This window comes from Microbacterium bandirmense (assembly GCF_037204185.1).
GTDB classification, from domain to species: Bacteria; Actinomycetota; Actinomycetes; order Actinomycetales; family Microbacteriaceae; genus Microbacterium; species Microbacterium bandirmense.
This window is the reverse complement of record NZ_JBBDGM010000018.1, coordinates 51287-66836: the sequence shown is the minus strand read 5'-3', so window position 1 is coordinate 66836 and position 15550 is coordinate 51287. Positions and strand designations below refer to the sequence as shown.

At 68.9% G+C, this 15550-nt stretch carries 14 protein-coding genes; 5 read left to right on the top strand and 9 right to left on the bottom strand.

The features are described 5' to 3' along the window. Nucleotides 1-95: 95 nt before the first annotated feature. On the bottom strand, nucleotides 96-533 hold the full coding sequence (locus WDU99_RS16035; protein ID WP_337333472.1) for a DUF1761 domain-containing protein: 438 nt from the start codon (nucleotides 531-533) through the stop codon (nucleotides 96-98). Between the two features lie 71 nt (nucleotides 534-604). On the opposite strand from WDU99_RS16035, the gene WDU99_RS16030 reads away from it, so the two are divergent. The 3 genes from WDU99_RS16030 to WDU99_RS16020 all read left to right on the top strand — a co-directional run bounded on the left by WDU99_RS16030 (nucleotide 605) and on the right by WDU99_RS16020 (nucleotide 4343). Continuing rightward, entirely contained in the window at nucleotides 605-1540 is a 936-nt protein-coding gene (locus WDU99_RS16030; RefSeq protein ID WP_337333469.1) for a 2-hydroxyacid dehydrogenase, read from the top strand. Nucleotides 1541-1586: 46 nt separating this feature from the next. After that, complete coding sequence (locus WDU99_RS16025; protein ID WP_337333468.1) at nucleotides 1587-3245, top strand: glycoside hydrolase family 13 protein; 1659 nt, start codon at nucleotides 1587-1589, stop codon at nucleotides 3243-3245. 93 nt (nucleotides 3246-3338) lie between these two features. Then, a complete protein-coding gene (locus WDU99_RS16020; RefSeq protein WP_337333467.1) occupies nucleotides 3339-4343 on the top strand; it encodes a LacI family DNA-binding transcriptional regulator in 1005 nt (334 codons plus the stop codon). A gap of 2 nt (nucleotides 4344-4345) precedes the next feature. On the opposite strand, the gene WDU99_RS16015 is transcribed toward WDU99_RS16020, so the two are convergent. From WDU99_RS16015 to WDU99_RS15990, 6 genes are all read right to left on the bottom strand, one after another. Next, nucleotides 4346-6586, bottom strand: a complete 2241-nt coding sequence (locus tag WDU99_RS16015) for an exo-beta-d-1,3/1,6-glucosidase (RefSeq protein WP_337333466.1) — start codon at nucleotides 6584-6586, stop codon at nucleotides 4346-4348. A 5-nt stretch (nucleotides 6587-6591) separates the two neighbouring features. Next, nucleotides 6592-7701, bottom strand: coding sequence for an ABC transporter permease (locus WDU99_RS16010; protein ID WP_420064021.1), 1110 nt, complete (start codon nucleotides 7699-7701; stop codon nucleotides 6592-6594). Nucleotides 7702-7704: 3 nt separating this feature from the next. Further along, entirely contained in the window at nucleotides 7705-8787 is a 1083-nt protein-coding gene (locus WDU99_RS16005; protein ID WP_337333465.1) for an ABC transporter permease, read from the bottom strand. Beyond that, nucleotides 8784-9611, bottom strand: a complete 828-nt coding sequence (locus WDU99_RS16000; RefSeq protein ID WP_337333464.1) for an ABC transporter ATP-binding protein — start codon at nucleotides 9609-9611, stop codon at nucleotides 8784-8786. The genes WDU99_RS16005 and WDU99_RS16000 overlap by 4 nt, the downstream gene beginning before the upstream one ends. After that, a complete protein-coding gene (locus WDU99_RS15995) occupies nucleotides 9608-10432 on the bottom strand; it encodes an ABC transporter ATP-binding protein (protein ID WP_337333463.1) in 825 nt (274 codons plus the stop codon). The genes WDU99_RS16000 and WDU99_RS15995 overlap by 4 nt, the downstream gene beginning before the upstream one ends. Nucleotides 10433-10525: 93 nt before the next feature. After that, the gene (locus tag WDU99_RS15990; protein WP_337333462.1) at nucleotides 10526-12199 is read right to left on the bottom strand and encodes an ABC transporter substrate-binding protein; all 1674 of its coding nucleotides are present in this window, start codon (nucleotides 12197-12199) and stop codon (nucleotides 10526-10528) included. Nucleotides 12200-12380: 181 nt separating this feature from the next. On the opposite strand from WDU99_RS15990, the gene WDU99_RS15985 reads away from it, so the two are divergent. After that, nucleotides 12381-13001 carry a TetR/AcrR family transcriptional regulator gene (locus WDU99_RS15985; RefSeq protein ID WP_337333470.1) on the top strand — a complete coding sequence of 207 codons (621 nt, stop codon included), beginning with the start codon at nucleotides 12381-12383 and terminating at the stop codon, nucleotides 12999-13001. A gap of 16 nt (nucleotides 13002-13017) precedes the next feature. Here the strand turns inward: WDU99_RS15985 and WDU99_RS15980 are convergent, their stop codons facing one another. Further along, a complete protein-coding gene (locus WDU99_RS15980) occupies nucleotides 13018-14217 on the bottom strand; it encodes an MFS transporter (RefSeq protein WP_337333461.1) in 1200 nt (399 codons plus the stop codon). 330 nt (nucleotides 14218-14547) lie between these two features. Between WDU99_RS15980 and WDU99_RS15975 the strand changes: the two genes are divergently transcribed. Next, nucleotides 14548-15102 carry a hypothetical protein gene (locus tag WDU99_RS15975; RefSeq protein WP_337333460.1) on the top strand — a complete coding sequence of 185 codons (555 nt, stop codon included), beginning with the start codon at nucleotides 14548-14550 and terminating at the stop codon, nucleotides 15100-15102. An 84-nt stretch (nucleotides 15103-15186) separates the two neighbouring features. Here the strand turns inward: WDU99_RS15975 and WDU99_RS15970 are convergent, their stop codons facing one another. Next, nucleotides 15187-15390 (bottom strand): cold-shock protein, encoded by a 204-nt coding sequence (locus WDU99_RS15970; RefSeq protein ID WP_337333459.1) that lies wholly within the window; start codon nucleotides 15388-15390, stop codon nucleotides 15187-15189. Nucleotides 15391-15550: the final 160 nt, after the last annotated feature.

The window sequence follows — 15550 nt, the reverse complement described above, 5'->3', positions numbered from 1 at the left end:
CCCCCCCCCCCCCCCCCGCCCCCCCCCCCGGGGGGGGGGCCCCCCCCGGGGGGGGGGTCTCGACGGCAGGTGGGGGTCTCGACGTTGGTGGGCGGTCAGATCCCGGCCGGCGGCCAGGCGCCGATGATGATCGCCATCACCACGACGGTGACGAGCTCATGCGCGATGTTGAGCGTGGTCAGCTTGCTCGAACGCCACTCGAACGAGTCGTGGGTGATGAACCTCGCCGCCGTGAAGCCCGCCCACAGCAGTACGGCCGTCACCACAGCGGCCCAGAAGTACGATCCCTCGTAGAAGTGCCAGGCGATCGATGAGGCCCCGGCCAGCACCCAGGCGGTGATGAAGCTCATCAGCGCGCCGACGATGATCGGCATCCATGCCTGCAGCGCCGTCCGCTGCGGGTTGTCGATGTCCACGCCGGCGAGCCTGGCCCATCGCCGGCCGAACACCGGCGGTGCATACCAGATCGAGCCGACGATCATGCTCCCCACCGTGGCGATCAGCACCGCCCAGTAGTTGATCTCGGGAACCATCATGGTGTCTCCTCCATCGGTTGCGCCCGACGCTACTCCCCCGCCCCCGTGCAGGTCGATAGGCTCGTCGCATGAGCCTGCTCGTCACTGTTCCCACCGACCGCCTCGCTGAGAACCTCGGAGAGCTGCCGGAGGGCGTCGAGCTGGAGGTCTGGGACATGAAGTCGCCCGCCCCCGCATCCCGCATCGACATCGCCGTGCCGCCGTACATGGGCAGCACCGGATCGCTGTCGGCCCTGGAGGGCATCGACGTGGGGCTCGTGCAGAGTCAGTCGATCGGCTACGACGGGGTGACCGACGTGCTTCCCGCGGGGATGTCGTTCGCCAACGCCGCGAGCGTGCACGAGACCTCCACCGCCGAGCTCGCCGTCGGGCTGGCGATCGCCGCACAGCGACAGCTCCCGCGCTTCGTGCACGCGAAGGAGCAGGGCGAGTGGTCGCCGGTGTTCGCCGAGAGCCTGGCCGACCGCCGCGTGCTGCTTGTCGGGTTCGGCGGGGTGGGGAAGGCCATCGCGCAGCGCCTCGCCCCGTTCGAGGTGACGATGACGGCGGTCGCACGCAGTGCCCGCACCGAGCAGGTCGACGGGGTCGGCGACGTCTCCGTGCGCGGAATCGACGACCTCGAGGCTCTGCTGCCGGAGGCCGAGATCGTGGTGCTGAGCCTGCCGGCGACCGATGAGACCCGCCATCTGTTCGACACCGCGCTGATCGGCCGGATGGCACCGGGCGCGCTGCTGGTGAACGTCGGACGCGGGCCGCTCGTCGACACCGCGGCCATGCTGGCCGCGCTGCACGAGAACCGCATCCGAGTGGCCTCCGACGTCTTCGAGGAAGAGCCGATCCCCGCCGGGCATCCGCTGTGGAGCGCACCGAACCTGCTCGTCAGCCCCCACGTCGGCGGCGCGTCGACCGCGATGAATCCGCGGATCGCGCGACTCATCCGCGCGCAGATCGATCGGATGCTGGCCGGCGAGGCCCCGCTGAACATGGTGATCCCGGCATCCTGACACGGCTGAGGGCGCAGACTGTAAGCGCTTGCAGTAGCCTGGTCGCATGACAGAGCTCGAACAGCACGCCGCACCCGGCTCCGAGTGGTGGCGCTCCGCCGTTATCTACCAGATCTACCCGCGCTCCTTCGCGGACGCGTCCGGTGACGGCATGGGTGACCTGCCCGGCATCACCAGCCGCCTCGATGAGCTGAAGAGCCTCGGCATCGACGCGATCTGGCTGAGCCCGTTCATGACCAGCCCGCAGAAGGACGCCGGCTACGACGTCGCCGACTACCGCGACGTCGACCCGCGCTTCGGAACGCTCGCCGACTTCGACGACATGCTGAACGCGGCGCACACCCGTGGCATCCGCGTCATCGTCGATCTCGTGCCCAACCACTCCAGCGACCAGCACGTGTGGTTCCAGCAGGCGCTGAAGGCCGCCCCCGGCAGCCCGGAGCGCGCGCGGTACATCTTCCGCGACGGCAGGGGCGAGCACGGCGAGCTGCCCCCCAACAACTGGGAGAGCGTCTTCGGCGGCGGTCAGTGGACCCGCGTCACCGAGGCCGACGGCACCCCGGGCCAGTGGTACCTGCACATCTTCGACCCGTCGCAGCCCGACTTCGACTGGACCAACGAAGAGGTCCGCGAGGAGTTCCGCGGCGTACTGCGCTTCTGGCTCGACCGCGGCGTCGACGGCTTCCGCGTGGACGTCGCCCACGGCATGATCAAGGCCGACGGCCTGCCCGACTACACGCCTCCGAGCGAGGCCGACTCGATGGGCGGCGGCGAGGACGACGTGCCGTACTGGGGCCAGGACGGCGTGCACGACATCTACCGCGACTGGCACAAGGTGATGGCCGAGTACGACGGCGACCGCGCGCTGTGCGGCGAGGCGTGGCTGCCCACCCTCGAGAAGACGGCGCTCTGGGTGCGCCCCGACGAGATGCACCAGACGTTCAACTTCCCGTACATGATGACGGAGTGGGACGCGGAGGCGATGCGCACCGTGATCCGCGACTCGCTCGACGCGTTCGGCGCCGTCGGCGCTCCGAGCACGTGGGTGCTGTCGAACCACGACGTCATCCGCCACGCGTCGCGCCTCGCGCTGACCGTCGACAGCCCGCAGGGCGACGGCATCGGGCCGAAGTCGGCGGGCAAGCCCGACCCCGTGATCGGCCTGTCGCGCGCCCGTGCCGCGACGACGCTGATGCTCGCGCTGCCCGGATCGTCGTACCTGTACCAGGGCGAGGAGCTCGGCCTTCCCGAGGCGATGGAGATCCCCGACGAGTTCCGTCAGGACCCGACCTGGTTCCGCACGAACGGCGAGCGGTACGGCCGCGACGGATGCCGCGTGCCGATCCCGTGGACGGCGGATGCCCCGGCCTTCGGCTTCAACGACACCGGCGCCTCGTGGCTGCCGCAGCCCGCGGAATGGGGGTCGTTCGCCCGCGACGTGGAGGAGGCCGACGCCGATTCGACGCTGAACCTCTACAAGACGCTGCTCGCCGAGCGCCGCGAGCGCACGCTGGGCTCGGGATCGCTGGTGTGGGAGGATGCGGGATCGGATGCTGTCGCATTCCATCGCGGCGACCTGCACGTCATGGCGAACCTCGGCTCCGAGCCGATCGACCTCGGCGACGTCACGTTCGTCGTGCGGTCTGAGCCGTTCACCGGCTCGGTTCTGCCCCCGAACACCGCCGCCTGGTTCACCAGGGCCTGATGGGCCCGCTCCGGTCGCACTTTCGGCGAGTGGGCACCGCCCCGCACTGGCCGAAGGTGCGACCGGAAGCAGGATTCTGATGAGGGGACGACGATGACGAGCATCGACGAGGTGGCGAAGCTCGCCGGGCTGTCGACCGCCACGGTCTCGCGGGCGCTCAGCGGGCGCGGGCACGTGTCGCCGGCATCGCGTGAGCGTGTGCGCGTCGCGGCAGCGAGTCTGGGTTACGTCGTGTCGTCGCGGGCGTCGAGCCTGGCGTCAGGACGCACGCAGAACGTCGGCGTGGTCGTGCCGTTCCTCGATCGCTGGTTCTTCAGCACAGTGCTCTCGGGGGTCTCCAGCGCCTTGATGAAGCGCGGCTACGACATCACGCTGTACAGCATCACCGCCGACGCCGACGTGCGCCACGAGGTGTTCTCGACGTTCCTGCGCAGGCAGCGTGTGGATGCCGTCATCGCCGTCTCCATCGAACTCGACGACGATGAGACCGGGCGTCTGCTCGACCTGGGGCTGCCCGTCATCGCGATCGGCGGACCGAATCCCCGGCTGCGCACGCTGACCGTCGACGACACCGCCGTCGCGCGGCTGGCCACCGAGCACCTGATCGGTCTGGGCCACCGCGACATCGCGCACATCGGCGCCAACCCGGAGTTCGACATCGACTTCCACATCCCGACCCGACGCCGCGTCGGCTTCGAGCAGGCGCTGACGGATGCCGGGATCACGGCGAACCCGGCCTTCCTCGAGCCCGCGGACTTCACCGTCGACGGCGGATTCCGGGCAGCAAAGCAGCTGCTGGGTCGGCCCGGACCACGACCGACCGCCATCTTCGCGGCATCCGATGAGATGGCGATCGGTGCGATCCTCGCCGCCCGCGATCTCGGATTCAGGGTGCCGCAGGACCTCTCGATCGTCGGCATCGACGGGCACGAGCTCGGCGAGTTCTTCCAGCTCACGACCGTCGACCAGTTCCCGCTCGGGCAGGGCGAGCGTGCCGCGAACGCGGTGCTCGCGCAACTCGAGAGCGACGCCGATGCCTCGGTGGGCGGCGATCTGCCGTTCGAGCTCATCGTGCGCGGCACGACCTCGCGGGTCTGACCTCAGACCACCGTGAACGCCGCGGGCAGCAGCGCCTCCTCGTGCGAGCTCGGGCCGACCAGCAGGGCGAACTCGCCCGGCTCGACGATGCGCGCGCCGGCAGCATCCACGATCGTGCACTCGGCGACCGGCAGCTCCAGCCGCACCCGTGCCGACTCGCCGGGGGCGAGCGCGACCTGCCGGTAGGCCTTCAGCTCCTTGTCCGCCCAGCTCACGCTGGTAACCGCGTCGCGCACGTACGCCTGAACCGTCTCGATCGTCGGGCGCGCGCCCGTGTTGGTCACGGTGACGTGCGCGACGATCGTGTCGGATGCCGTGAGTTCGCCGTTCTCGATGGCGAGGTCGTCATACGCCACGGTCGTGTACGACCGTCCCTCGCCGAACGCCCACGCGGGCGACTGCGTGAGATCTGCGTAGCGGTCGCCGTGCTGGCCGCGCACCTGGTTGTAGTACGTGGGTTGCTGACCGGCATGCCGGGCGAACGAGATCGGCAGTCGTCCGGTCGGCTCGATGGCACCCGTGATCAGCTCGGCGATCGCGCGTCCGCCCTGCATCCCGGGATTCGCGACCCACAGCACGGCCTCGGCGCGAGAGACGGATGCCGGCAGCACCAGCGGCTTCGAGGCCATCAGCACCACGACCACGGGCTTTCCGGTGGCGATCAGGGCGTCGAGCAGCGCGACCTGGCCGCCGATCAGTTCGAGGGTGGCCGTCGACCTTCCCTCTCCGTACAGGCCGCGCGCATCGCCGACGACGGCGATGACAGCATCCGATCCCTTCGCCGCGGCAACCGCCTCGGCGAGCTGCGCGTCGTCGACGGGCACGGGCCGCACGATCGGCGGACGGGGCTGCCCGTCGGGCCAGGTCGCACCGGCCGGATCGGGCTCGAGATCGAGGATGTCAGCGCCCCGTGCATGCACGACCTCCCACGGAGCGATGCCCTGCAGCCCGTCGAGCACCGTGGTGATCATCTCTCGCGGCTGTCCGTCGAGCCAGCCCGCCTGCCCGGACCCACCGGCCCAGTCGCCGAGCTGCTCCTGCGCGTCGTCGGCGAGAGGGCCGACGACCGCGATGCGCCGGGTCTCAGTCGGTGAGAGCGGCAGCAGACCGTCGTTCTCGAGCAGCACCATCGAGCGCCGCGCGACCTCCAGGTTCAGGGCCGCGTGCTCGGCGGTGCCGACGACGGCATGCAGCCCGCCCAGCGGCTGACGGGGATCCTCGAACAGGCCGAGCTCGAACTTCAGGGTGAGGATGCGCGCAACGGCGGCGTCGAAGGCGTCGTCTGAGAGCATCCCCGACGCGACGGCCTCGAGCGCCCCCTCGAAGAACGTGGGCGTCGTCATGATCATGTCGTTGCCGGCCCTCACGGCGGCAGCGGCCGCGTGGGCGATGTCGGGCTGCACATGCTGCTCCCACACCATGCGACCCACGTTGTCCCAATCGGTGATGAGCGTGCCGGTGTACCCCCACTCGCCACGCAGCACGTCGCTGAGCAGCCAGTCGTTGACCGTGATCGGGACGCCGTCGGTGGTCTGGTAGCCGAGCATGAACGAGCGGCAGCCTTCTCGGGCGACCCGCTCGAACGGCGGCAGGAACCATGAGCGCAGCTTGCGCCGCGAGATGTCGGCCTCGCTGGCATCCCGCCCGCCCTGCGTCTCGGAGTAGCCGGCGAGGTGCTTGGCCGTCGCCAGGATCGCGGTCGGGTCGTCGAGACCGTCACCCTGGTAGCCGCGCACCATCGCGCTCGCGAGCTCGCCGATGAGGTGCGGATCCTCGCCGAACGTCTCGTTCACGCGGCCCCAGCGTAGATCGCGGGCGATGCAGAGCACGGGCGAGAAGGTCCAGTGGATGCCGGTGGCGGCGACCTCGACCGCGGTCGCTCGCGCCACCCGCTCGACGAGCCCGGCGTCCCAGGACGCCGCCATGCCGAGCTGGGTCGGATAGATCGTCGCACCCGGCCAGAACGAGTGCCCGTGAATGCAGTCCTCACCGACGATCAGCGGGATCTGCAGGCGGGTTCGCAGCGTGAGCTCGCGTGCGGCGACGATGCGCTCGGGCGAGGTGTGCAGGACGGAGCCGACGCCGCGCCGCAGCACGTGGTCTTCGAGGTCGTCCCTGGCGTCGAGCTGCAGCATCTGCCCGACCTTCTCCTCGAGCGTCATGCGCGCGAGCAGGTCGGCGACGCGCTGCGGAATCGGCAGGGTCGCGTCCCGGTAGGGCAGGGTCGTGTCCTGGGGTGTCACGGTCGTCAACGTACGTCGTCCTTCAGTGGGTCTTCGGATGCCCGACGCGGGCCTGCGGGAGCTGGATCGGGAGCGGGGTCGGGTGCGGGATCGGTCGCTCCGCGGACGACGGATGCCAGGTCGGGCCTCACGGCGGTGACCGAGTCGTTCACATCGAGGCCCCGCTTCTTCATCGCGCGGGCGCGCTCACCTGCCGAGCGCAGGCGCGGGTTCACGTACTCGTCGATGCCGAAGTTGATCAGGGCGAGGGCGACGCCGATGAAGGCGATGCACAGGCCGGGCGGCAGATACCACCACCACTGGTTCTGACGGAACGCCCCCTGCGCCGAGGCCCAGTTGAGGATCGTGCCCCAGTTGTACGTCGTGACCGGGATCACGCCGATGTACGACAGCGTGGTGAGGGTGAGGATCGCGGCCGTCACGGTGCCGACGAAGCTGGCGGCGATGAGCGCCATCAGGTTCGGCAGCATCTCGATGGTGATGATGCGGCGCAGCGGTTCGCCGTTGGCGCGCGCCGCCTGGATGAAGTCGCGGTTGCGCAGCGACATCGTCTGGGCGCGCAGTACACGCCCGCCCCAGGCCCAGCCGGTGATGCCGAGCACGGCGGCCACCAGCCACAGCGGTGGATCCTCGAACATCGACGCGACGATGATGATCAGCGGCAGGCCGGGAATCACCAGGAACACGTTGGTCAGCGCCGAGAGCGACTCGCTGCGCCAGCCGGTGACGTAGCCGGCGATCACGCCGATGGTGATCGCGATGACCGTGGCGATGATGGCCGCCAGGAATCCGACCACGATGATGCCGCGCGTGCCGTGGATCACCTGGCTGAGAACGTCCTCGCCGATGTGCGTGGTGCCCAGCCAGTGGGCGGCCGAGGGCGGCTGGAAGCGCGCACTGTGGTCGACCTGGGTGGGCGGGTACGGCGCGATGACATCGGCGAAGATCGCGATCAGCACGAAGAACCCGAGAATCACGAGGCCGGCGATGGACTTACCGTTGCGGAACATCGCGAAGGCGCCGGTGACCCGGTTCCAGAACGAGGGTTCGGGAGCGGCCCCGAGAGGCTTCGCGGTGCGCACCGCCAGGGTGCTGTCGTCAGCGGTAACGGTCATGATTCAGGCCTCCGTCTGGCGGGTGCGCGGGTCGAGGAACGCGTAGGCGAGGTCGGCGAGCAGGTTCGCGATCAGCACCGAGAGCGTGATCACCAGGAACACGCCCTGCATCAGCGCGTAGTCCTTGGCGTTGGTGGCGTCCAGCAGCAGCTTTCCGACGCCGGGATAGCTGAACACCATCTCCATCACGATCGTGCCGCCGACGATGAAGCCGATCGACAGTGCGAAGCTCTGGATCTGCGGCAGCACGGCGTTGCGGGCCGCGTAGCGCCACAGCACGCGGTTGTTCGGCATGCCCTTGGCCTGGGCGACCATGATGTAGTCCTCGTCGAGCACGGTGAGCATCATGTTGCGCATGCCCAGCATCCATCCGCCCAGCGACGCGACGACGATCGTGATCACGGGCAGCGCTCCGTGGTGGATCACCTGGCCCACGAATTCGGGTGTCCACTCCGGACTCATCCCGACGCCGTACGCCTTGCCGATCGGGAACCAGCCGAGGTTCACCGAGAACACGGCGATGGCGAGCAGGCCGAGCCAGAAGTACGGGATCGTGCTGAGGAAGGTCGTGATCGGCACGAGTGAGTCCAGTCGGCTGCCGCGACGCCAGCCGACGATCGCGCCGCCGATGGTGCCGATCGCGAACGACACGACGGTCGCGAAGCCGACCAGACCCACCGTCCACGGCAGGGCCGAGGAGATCACCTCCGTGACCGGGCGCATGCCGTGCAGCAGCGAGATGCCCAGGTCGCCGCGCAGCAGCAGGGCGAGGTAATCGCCGTACTGCTGCAGCAGGGTCTTATCGGTGTCGAGTCCGAGCAGCGCGCGCAGCGCGTCGGCGGCCTCAGGCGACACGTTGCGGTTGCGTGCCAGATACTGGTCGACGGCGTCGCCGCGCATCATCCGCGGCAGGAAGAAGTTGATGGTGACCGCCGCCCACAGGGTGAACAGGTAGAACGCGGCGCGGCCTGCCAGGAAGCGCCACGGCACGCGCGAGCGCTTCGCCGAGACGGTGGTCGCGGTGGTGCCGACTTCGAGCGGGTCGGGATCGGCGACCTCGATGATCTGCGGTTCGACGGCGGTCATGCGATGCCTCCTGTCACAGATGCGCCCTGCGACGCCTCGTTTCGGTCCCTGAACCACCGATCCGGATCGGGCGACGCCGCCCGGAGCTCACGCGTGTAGGGGTTCTGCGGACGCAGGATCACGTCGTCGGCGGGCCCCTGTTCGACGATGCGTCCCTGGTTGAGCACGATGATCTCGTCGCTGAAGTGGCGGGCGGTCGCCAGGTCGTGGGTGATGTACAGCACGCCGAGTCCCTGTTCGCGCTGCAGGTCGGCGAGCAGGTTCAGCACGCCGAGACGGATCGAGACGTCGAGCATCGAGACCGGCTCGTCGGCGACGAGCAGACGGGGACGGGATGCCAGTGCCCTGGCGATCGCGACGCGCTGGCGCTGTCCACCGGAGAGCTCATGCGGTCGCCGGTCGATGACGGCATCCGGGATCAGCCGCACTCTCTCGAGGAGGCGACGCACCTCGGCCTCGGTCTCACGCCGCGGCACGACGTCGTCCAGGCGCAGAGGGCGCTCGATGTGGTACCGGATCGAGTGATAGGGGTTCAGCGAGGCGAACGGGTCCTGGAACACCATCCGCAGATGCTGCCGGTAGGCCCGCAGCCCGCGTCCGCGGCGCGGGATCGGCGCGCCGTCGAGCCGGATCTCACCGCTGGTGGGCGCCTCGAGCTGGGTGAGGATCTTCGCGATCGTCGACTTGCCGCTGCCGGACTGGCCGACCAGGCCGATGGTGCGGCCTGACTCGAGGGTGAACGAGACGTCGTCGAGGGCCTTCATCTGGCCGACGCCGCGCACGTTGTAGATCTTGGTGACGTGGTCGAATTCGAGAACGCTCATCGCACCACCACTCCTCTCTCACCGGTGAGCCTCGGAAACGATTCGAGCAGTTGCTGCGTGTACTCGTGCTGCGGGGCGGTCCAGATGCGCTCGGCGGTCTGCAGCTCGACGATCTCGCCCTCGCGCATGACGGCTATGCGGTCGCTGATCTCGAGCAGCAGCGGCAGGTCGTGGGTGATGAAGATCACCGAGAACCCGAACTCGTGCCGCAGCTGCGAGATCTGTCGCAGGATCTCGCGCTGCACGAGCACGTCCAGTGCGGTGGTCGGCTCGTCCATGACCATCAGCTGCGGCCGGAGGGCCAGTGCCATCGCGATCATCACGCGCTGGCGCATGCCGCCCGACAGCTCGTGCGGGAAGGATCGGATGCGATCGCGACCGACCTTGACGATGTCGAGCAGCTCCTCGACCGCGGTGCGCCGCTCGGCCCGCGTCATGCCGGGACGGTGCACCTCGAACACGTCCGCCAGCTGCGCGCCGATCGGCGCGACCGGATTGAGCGCGTTCATGGCCCCCTGGAAGACCATCGAGATCTTGTCCCAGCGGAACCGGCGCAGCGCATCGGGCGCGAGGGCGTTGACGTCGATCGACTCGCCGGAGGCGTCATGGAACACGACATCTCCGCCGGTGATCACGGCGGGCGCCTTCAACAGGCGCTGCACGCCGTATGCGAGCGTCGTCTTGCCGCACCCGCTCTCGCCGGCGAGGCCAAGGATCTCGCCGCGCTGCAGCTCGAGGGTGACGTTCTTGACGGCGGCCACGGGCGGGTCGACGTCGTACACGACCGAGAAGTCGCGTACGGAGAGCAGGGGTTCGGGCATGGTGTCGCTTTCAGGGGACGGGCACCGGGGCGGGGTGGCGGGCGCGGGCGGGGCGGATGCCGGGGGCGTGCTCCCCCGGCATCCGTCCGCCTGTCACTCGGCCGGCGTCAGCTTCGTCAGGATCTGGACGATGCCGGGCTGGGTCGGGTCGGCCGAGGCGTACTGGTCGTCCTCCGAGGGCCAGCCGACGTAGTTTCGGACGTTGAACTCGCCGAGCAGCGGGTGGGCGCCGAGCGGGATCGCGGGCACCTCCTCGGCGAATGCCTTCTGCATGACGGCGCCTGCGGCCTCGCGGTCATCGTCGGAGGACGCGTTGGCGTAGCCGTTCAGGGCCTCGGTGACAGCCGGGTCGTCGAAGCGGCCGAAGTTGTACTGCGCCTTGTCGTCGACGATCCACTTCGGGTCCATCGTCGAGGTGTACAGGCCGTACTGGTTGCCGGTGTCCTCGAGCCAGTGGATGATCGCCTGGAAGGTGCCCTCCTGGCGCGCGGCGTCCCAGCCGCCCCAGTCGGGCTGGTCGACCTTGACCTCGATGCCGAGGGCGGCGTCGAGCTCTTCGGCGATCAGAGCCTGCTCGGTGTTCCAGTCGCTCCATCCGGCGGGCACCGAGATCGAGAACGACACGGCCTCGCCATCGGGGTCGATGAGCTTCTCGCTCTTCCAGGTGTAGCCGGCCTCGGTGAGGATCTGCTTCGCCTTGTCGATGTCGACGGAGTAGTTCTGATCCTTGTACTCGGGCACGATCTCGTCCGAGAGCAGCTCGCCCAGCCCTGTGACGTTCCAGACCGGCTCGCTGGCGCCCTCCCGCGCGATGTCGACGTATGCCTGCCGGTCGATCGTCCAGGCCAGGGCCTCGCGCAGGGCCACGTCGTTGAATGGCTTGGTCTGCAGGTTCATGAACAGCGTGCCCGCGCCGGCGGTCGGCGACACCAGGAACCGGTTGGCCTCGTCGGCGGCGAGGAAGCTGTCCTCGATCTGCGGGATGAAGGCCTGCGCCCAGTCGGCCTCGCCCGAGACGAGCGCGGTGGTGAGGGCGGCGTTGTCGCCGTACGAGACGTAGTGCAGGGCGGGAACGGCGAGCTCCCCTCCCCAGTAGTCCTCGTTCGCGGTCAGGGTGACCGACTCGGTCGACCAGTTGTCGAGCACGTACGGGCCGGTGCCGACGGCGAGACCCTCGCCGGTGAGCGGGTCGGTGTTCGGGTCGGCGATGCCCTCCCAGATGTGCTTGGGCACGATCGGGGTGTGCAGCACGCGCGACTGCGCGGTGTACTTCGAGTCGGCGAACTTCAGGGTGATCCTGTCGCCGTCTACGGTCGCGCCCTCGTACTTGAGCCCCGAGGTGTCGCTCAGCTTGCCGCTGAGGAACATGTCGAAGGTGAAGACGATGTCCTCACCGGTGAAGTCGGTGCCGTCGCTCCACTTCACACCGGTGCGCGGCACGACGGTGAGTTCGGTGTAGTCATCGTTCCACTCGACCGACTCGGCCAGCCAGGGGGTCGTACCCAGGTCGCCGGTGGGGTTCACGAGCGCGAGCGGCTCGAAGATGACCTTCGCGTAGCCGTACTTCGAGGCCGACGAGTCGCCCAGGTACGGGTTGTGCGACTCGGTGGTGATCGCGCCGTCGGGCTTGGCGATCGTGAGGGCGGCGCCGGAGCCGCCGCTCTTGTCGTCACCGCCGTCGGCGGACGACGGCGCGCACCCGGCGAGGACGCCGACGCCGAGGGCTGCGATCGCGGAGATCGCGAGGACTGATCTGCTGAGCTTCATTGCTTCTCCTAGGGGCACCGTTCGTTGTGCGGGGGGATGTGTTCGGCGATGCTTTGCTTACTAACGGGAAAGTAAGTTGACGCGAGATTACCGACAAGTAAGTAAGCTGTGCAAGTGACGGTTGCCAGACCGTTACACTCGCCAGGAGGGGGATGCTGTGAGCACGCACACACAGGACGCGATGCGCCCGCGCCCGGCCACGCTGCGCAAGCGCACCGAGATCCTCAAGGCCGCGGTCGAGATCTTCGGCAACAAGGGCTCGACCAACGGCACGCTCGCGGATGTCGCTGAACAGGTCGGCATGACGCACGCGGGTGTTCTGCATCATTTCGGGTCGAAGCAGAACCTGCTGCTCGAGGTGCTCGCGTACCGGGACCAGGCCGATGTGCAAGACCTCGACGAGAAGCATATCCCCGGCGGCCCTGAGCTCTTCCTGCACCTGGTGCGCACCGCGTTCATGAACGCGCAGCGACCCGGCATCGTGCAGGCGTATACCGTGCTGTCGGCGGAGTCCATCACTGACGACCACCCCGCCCGCGACTACTTCGAAGAGCGGTACACGACGCTGCGCCGCGAGATCACCGAGGCGTTCCACGAGCTGTGCACGGCGCAGGGTGTGACCGAGCCCAGCACCGTCGCCGCGGCCGCCGCGAGCATCCTCGCGGTCATGGACGGCCTTCAGCTGCAGTGGCTGCTGCATCCCGACGTCGTCGATCTCGGCCCCGCCAGCGAGTTCGCGATCCGCGCGATCGTCAACGCGGTGCTCAGCGAGGGGCCGTCACTGGAGTCGCACCGCGACTGATCCGGTCGGGCGCACTTCAGGCAGCAGCGGGTGCGCGGTGTCGCGTCGCGCGCGAGACGATCAGGTGCAGAATCATCGTCGAGACGAGCACGACAGCGGATGCCGGGACGAGGCCGTCGGCGTGCACACCGGATGCCAGCAATGCGCCGCCCAGGATGCCGCCGAGCGCCGAGCCGAGCTGCATTCCGCTGCCGTTCAGCGCCAGCACGAGTGACATCGAGTCGGGGGCGAGATCGCCCAGCCGCGACTGCAGCGCGACACCGGAGCCGCCGTTGAAGAACGCGCAGCCGAAGAACCACGCGAATGCGGCGAGCGCGCCCGCCAGCCCCGGGAGCATGAGCCCGAGGGTGCCGAGCACGGCGACGACGACGAGGATGCCGATGATGAGCGTGATCACATGCACGGGGTTGAACCGGTCGGTGGCGCGCCCCGAGACGATGTTGCCGATCAGGCTCACCAGTCCGTAGCCGAACATGGCCGCGATGATGGGGAGCCCTTCGCCAACCCGCGGCCCGAAGATCAGCGTCGCGTAGGTGAAGCACAGGTAGCTCGCGCACATGATGCCGGTGGCGACGAGGATCGCGCCCATCACCGCCGGCTGGGTGAGGGGCCGCAGGGTCGCGCGCAGTGAGAGCGCCGGCAGGTGCAGGCGCGGGACGTTCACGAGGATTCCGATCAGCGCGATCGCGCCGACGCCGGTGACCAGGAACAGCGGGACGCGCCAGTCGTCCTGCCCGATCACGAGGCCGACCGGCACCCCGAGCGCGGTGGCGGCGAGGAATCCGCCGAGTACGAACGAGAGGGCGCGACCCCGACGCTCCGGTGCCGTCTTGGCGAGCACGTAGGCGCTGACCACTGCGCTGAGCAGCGCGCCTCCGATCGCGGAGACGATGCGCCCCGTCATCGCCATCGCGTAGTTCGTCGCCAGTGCGATGACGAGGTTGCCGACCACGAACACGGCCAGCGAGATCGAGATGACGGCCTTGCGCTCCCACCGCCCGGTCAGGGCACTGAGCAACGGACCGGCGATGGCGGCGGTGAGCGCGAACACGGCGACGAGCTGACCTGCGGCGGCATTCGACACGTCGAGATCCTCGGAGATCTGTGGGAGCAGACCCGCCAGCACGTAGCCGTCGATGCCCATCGAGAATGTAGCCAGCGCCAGCCACAGCAGGGCGCCGAATCCGGCAGGGCGCGCCTCGTCACTCGTCTTCACCGATCCATCCAACCAGAGTTCCGGGGCACCCCATCGCACCTGGTCGCTCCCGCCGCCGCGAGTGCTGTCGTCGACGTCGTGCGATAGCCTGCGGCCATGCGCTCCCGCCTGCGAACTCTCGTGTCCGTCCTGGCCGTCGCACTTGTCATACCCCTCGCCTCGTGTTCATCCGCTCCCGCGGACACACCGCACACATCGCACGACGCCGCGGCGGACCCGGCCACCAGCCCGACCGCGAGCGCGGCTCCGGCGACTCCCTCGATCGAGGAATGCGAAGAGGTCGAGCTGCGCGCCGGGACTTCCGTACCGGGGCAGGTGCTCGGAGACTGTGTGGCCGCCGCCATGATCGAAGCCGGCTCCGGAGTGCATCGGGTCGATTCCAGCGACGGGACGTCGTCGGTCGTGAACTTCCGCTGGGATCCCGACTTCGCGATGAGCGTCGACGGCGGGGCGCAGCAGGTCGTGATCGTCGGCGAGACCGGCTGGGTGCTCATGCCGGAGACGGGTTGGGTGCAGGCGGATCCGAGTTCCGAGGACCCGATCGTGGTCATGGCGACCAGCATCGTCAAGCTCGTCAGGGTTTTCTCGGATCCACGCGTGCTCGCTGCCAGCTTCGCCACCGCGCCGACGTGGACGATCGTCGGCGAGGAGCCCCTCCCGGTCGACGACGCGGATGCGCGAACGGCGTGGCTGGTCACTCCGGACTCCGCCATGACGATCCTCGGGGTGTCGCTCACCGATGTGCAGCTCTGGCTGCGACCCGACCACCTCGGCGCGTACTTCGTCGGCACCGGCACGATCGGCGGCACAAGCGTGACCACCAGCAACACGTTCCTGCACTGGGGTGGGCCCGTGGAGATCACGGTGCCCGACGAAGCCGACTGATCCGGCGCCTCACCCGCCCGTAGACGGCAGAACCGGCCGGGAGCTGATGCTCCCGGCCGGTTCTGTCTGATTGCTGGACGCGGATCAGAGCGGGCGGATGTTCGCCGCCTGCATGCCCTTGGGGCCGCGCTCGGGGTCGAATTCGACCTTCTGGTTCTCGGTGAGCTCCTTGAAGCCCGAACCGGTGATCGCCGAGAAGTGCGCGAAGAGGTCATCAGACCCGTCGTCGGGAGCGATGAAGCCGAAGCCCTTTTCGGAGTTGAACCATTTCACAGTGCCGGTGGCCATGTGCTTCTCTTTCTGTTGATGTGGCCGGAGATCCGGCCGGTGCCTGGGATCATCCGATCGGGCACGTTCTGAGTTTGACGATGCCGGCCGCTCGACGCGGAAGCGCTGAGATCGGCGGGCTGGGATCCTGGCCGCGGCACTCACACGCGGGGAGAAGATC

Excerpts from the sequence above, each read along its gene's own strand:
- WDU99_RS16025 (WP_337333468.1), top strand. The coding sequence starts at position 1,587 with ATGACAGAGCTCGAACAGCACGCCGCACCCGGCTCCGAGTGGTGGCGC.
- WDU99_RS16035 (WP_337333472.1), bottom strand. The coding sequence starts at position 533 with ATGGTTCCCGAGATCAACTACTGGGCGGTGCTGATCGCCACGGTGGGG.
- WDU99_RS16030 (WP_337333469.1), top strand. The coding sequence starts at position 605 with ATGAGCCTGCTCGTCACTGTTCCCACCGACCGCCTCGCTGAGAACCTC.
- WDU99_RS15995 (WP_337333463.1), bottom strand. The coding sequence starts at position 10,432 with ATGCCCGAACCCCTGCTCTCCGTACGCGACTTCTCGGTCGTGTACGAC.
- WDU99_RS15990 (WP_337333462.1), bottom strand. The coding sequence starts at position 12,199 with ATGAAGCTCAGCAGATCAGTCCTCGCGATCTCCGCGATCGCAGCCCTC.
- WDU99_RS16020 (WP_337333467.1), top strand. The coding sequence starts at position 3,339 with ATGACGAGCATCGACGAGGTGGCGAAGCTCGCCGGGCTGTCGACCGCC.
- WDU99_RS15985 (WP_337333470.1), top strand. The coding sequence starts at position 12,381 with ATGCGCCCGCGCCCGGCCACGCTGCGCAAGCGCACCGAGATCCTCAAG.
- WDU99_RS16010 (WP_420064021.1), bottom strand. The coding sequence starts at position 7,701 with ATGACCGTTACCGCTGACGACAGCACCCTGGCGGTGCGCACCGCGAAG.
- WDU99_RS15970 (WP_337333459.1), bottom strand. The coding sequence starts at position 15,390 with ATGGCCACCGGCACTGTGAAATGGTTCAACTCCGAAAAGGGCTTCGGC.
- WDU99_RS16000 (WP_337333464.1), bottom strand. The coding sequence starts at position 9,611 with ATGAGCGTTCTCGAATTCGACCACGTCACCAAGATCTACAACGTGCGC.
- WDU99_RS16005 (WP_337333465.1), bottom strand. The coding sequence starts at position 8,787 with ATGACCGCCGTCGAACCGCAGATCATCGAGGTCGCCGATCCCGACCCG.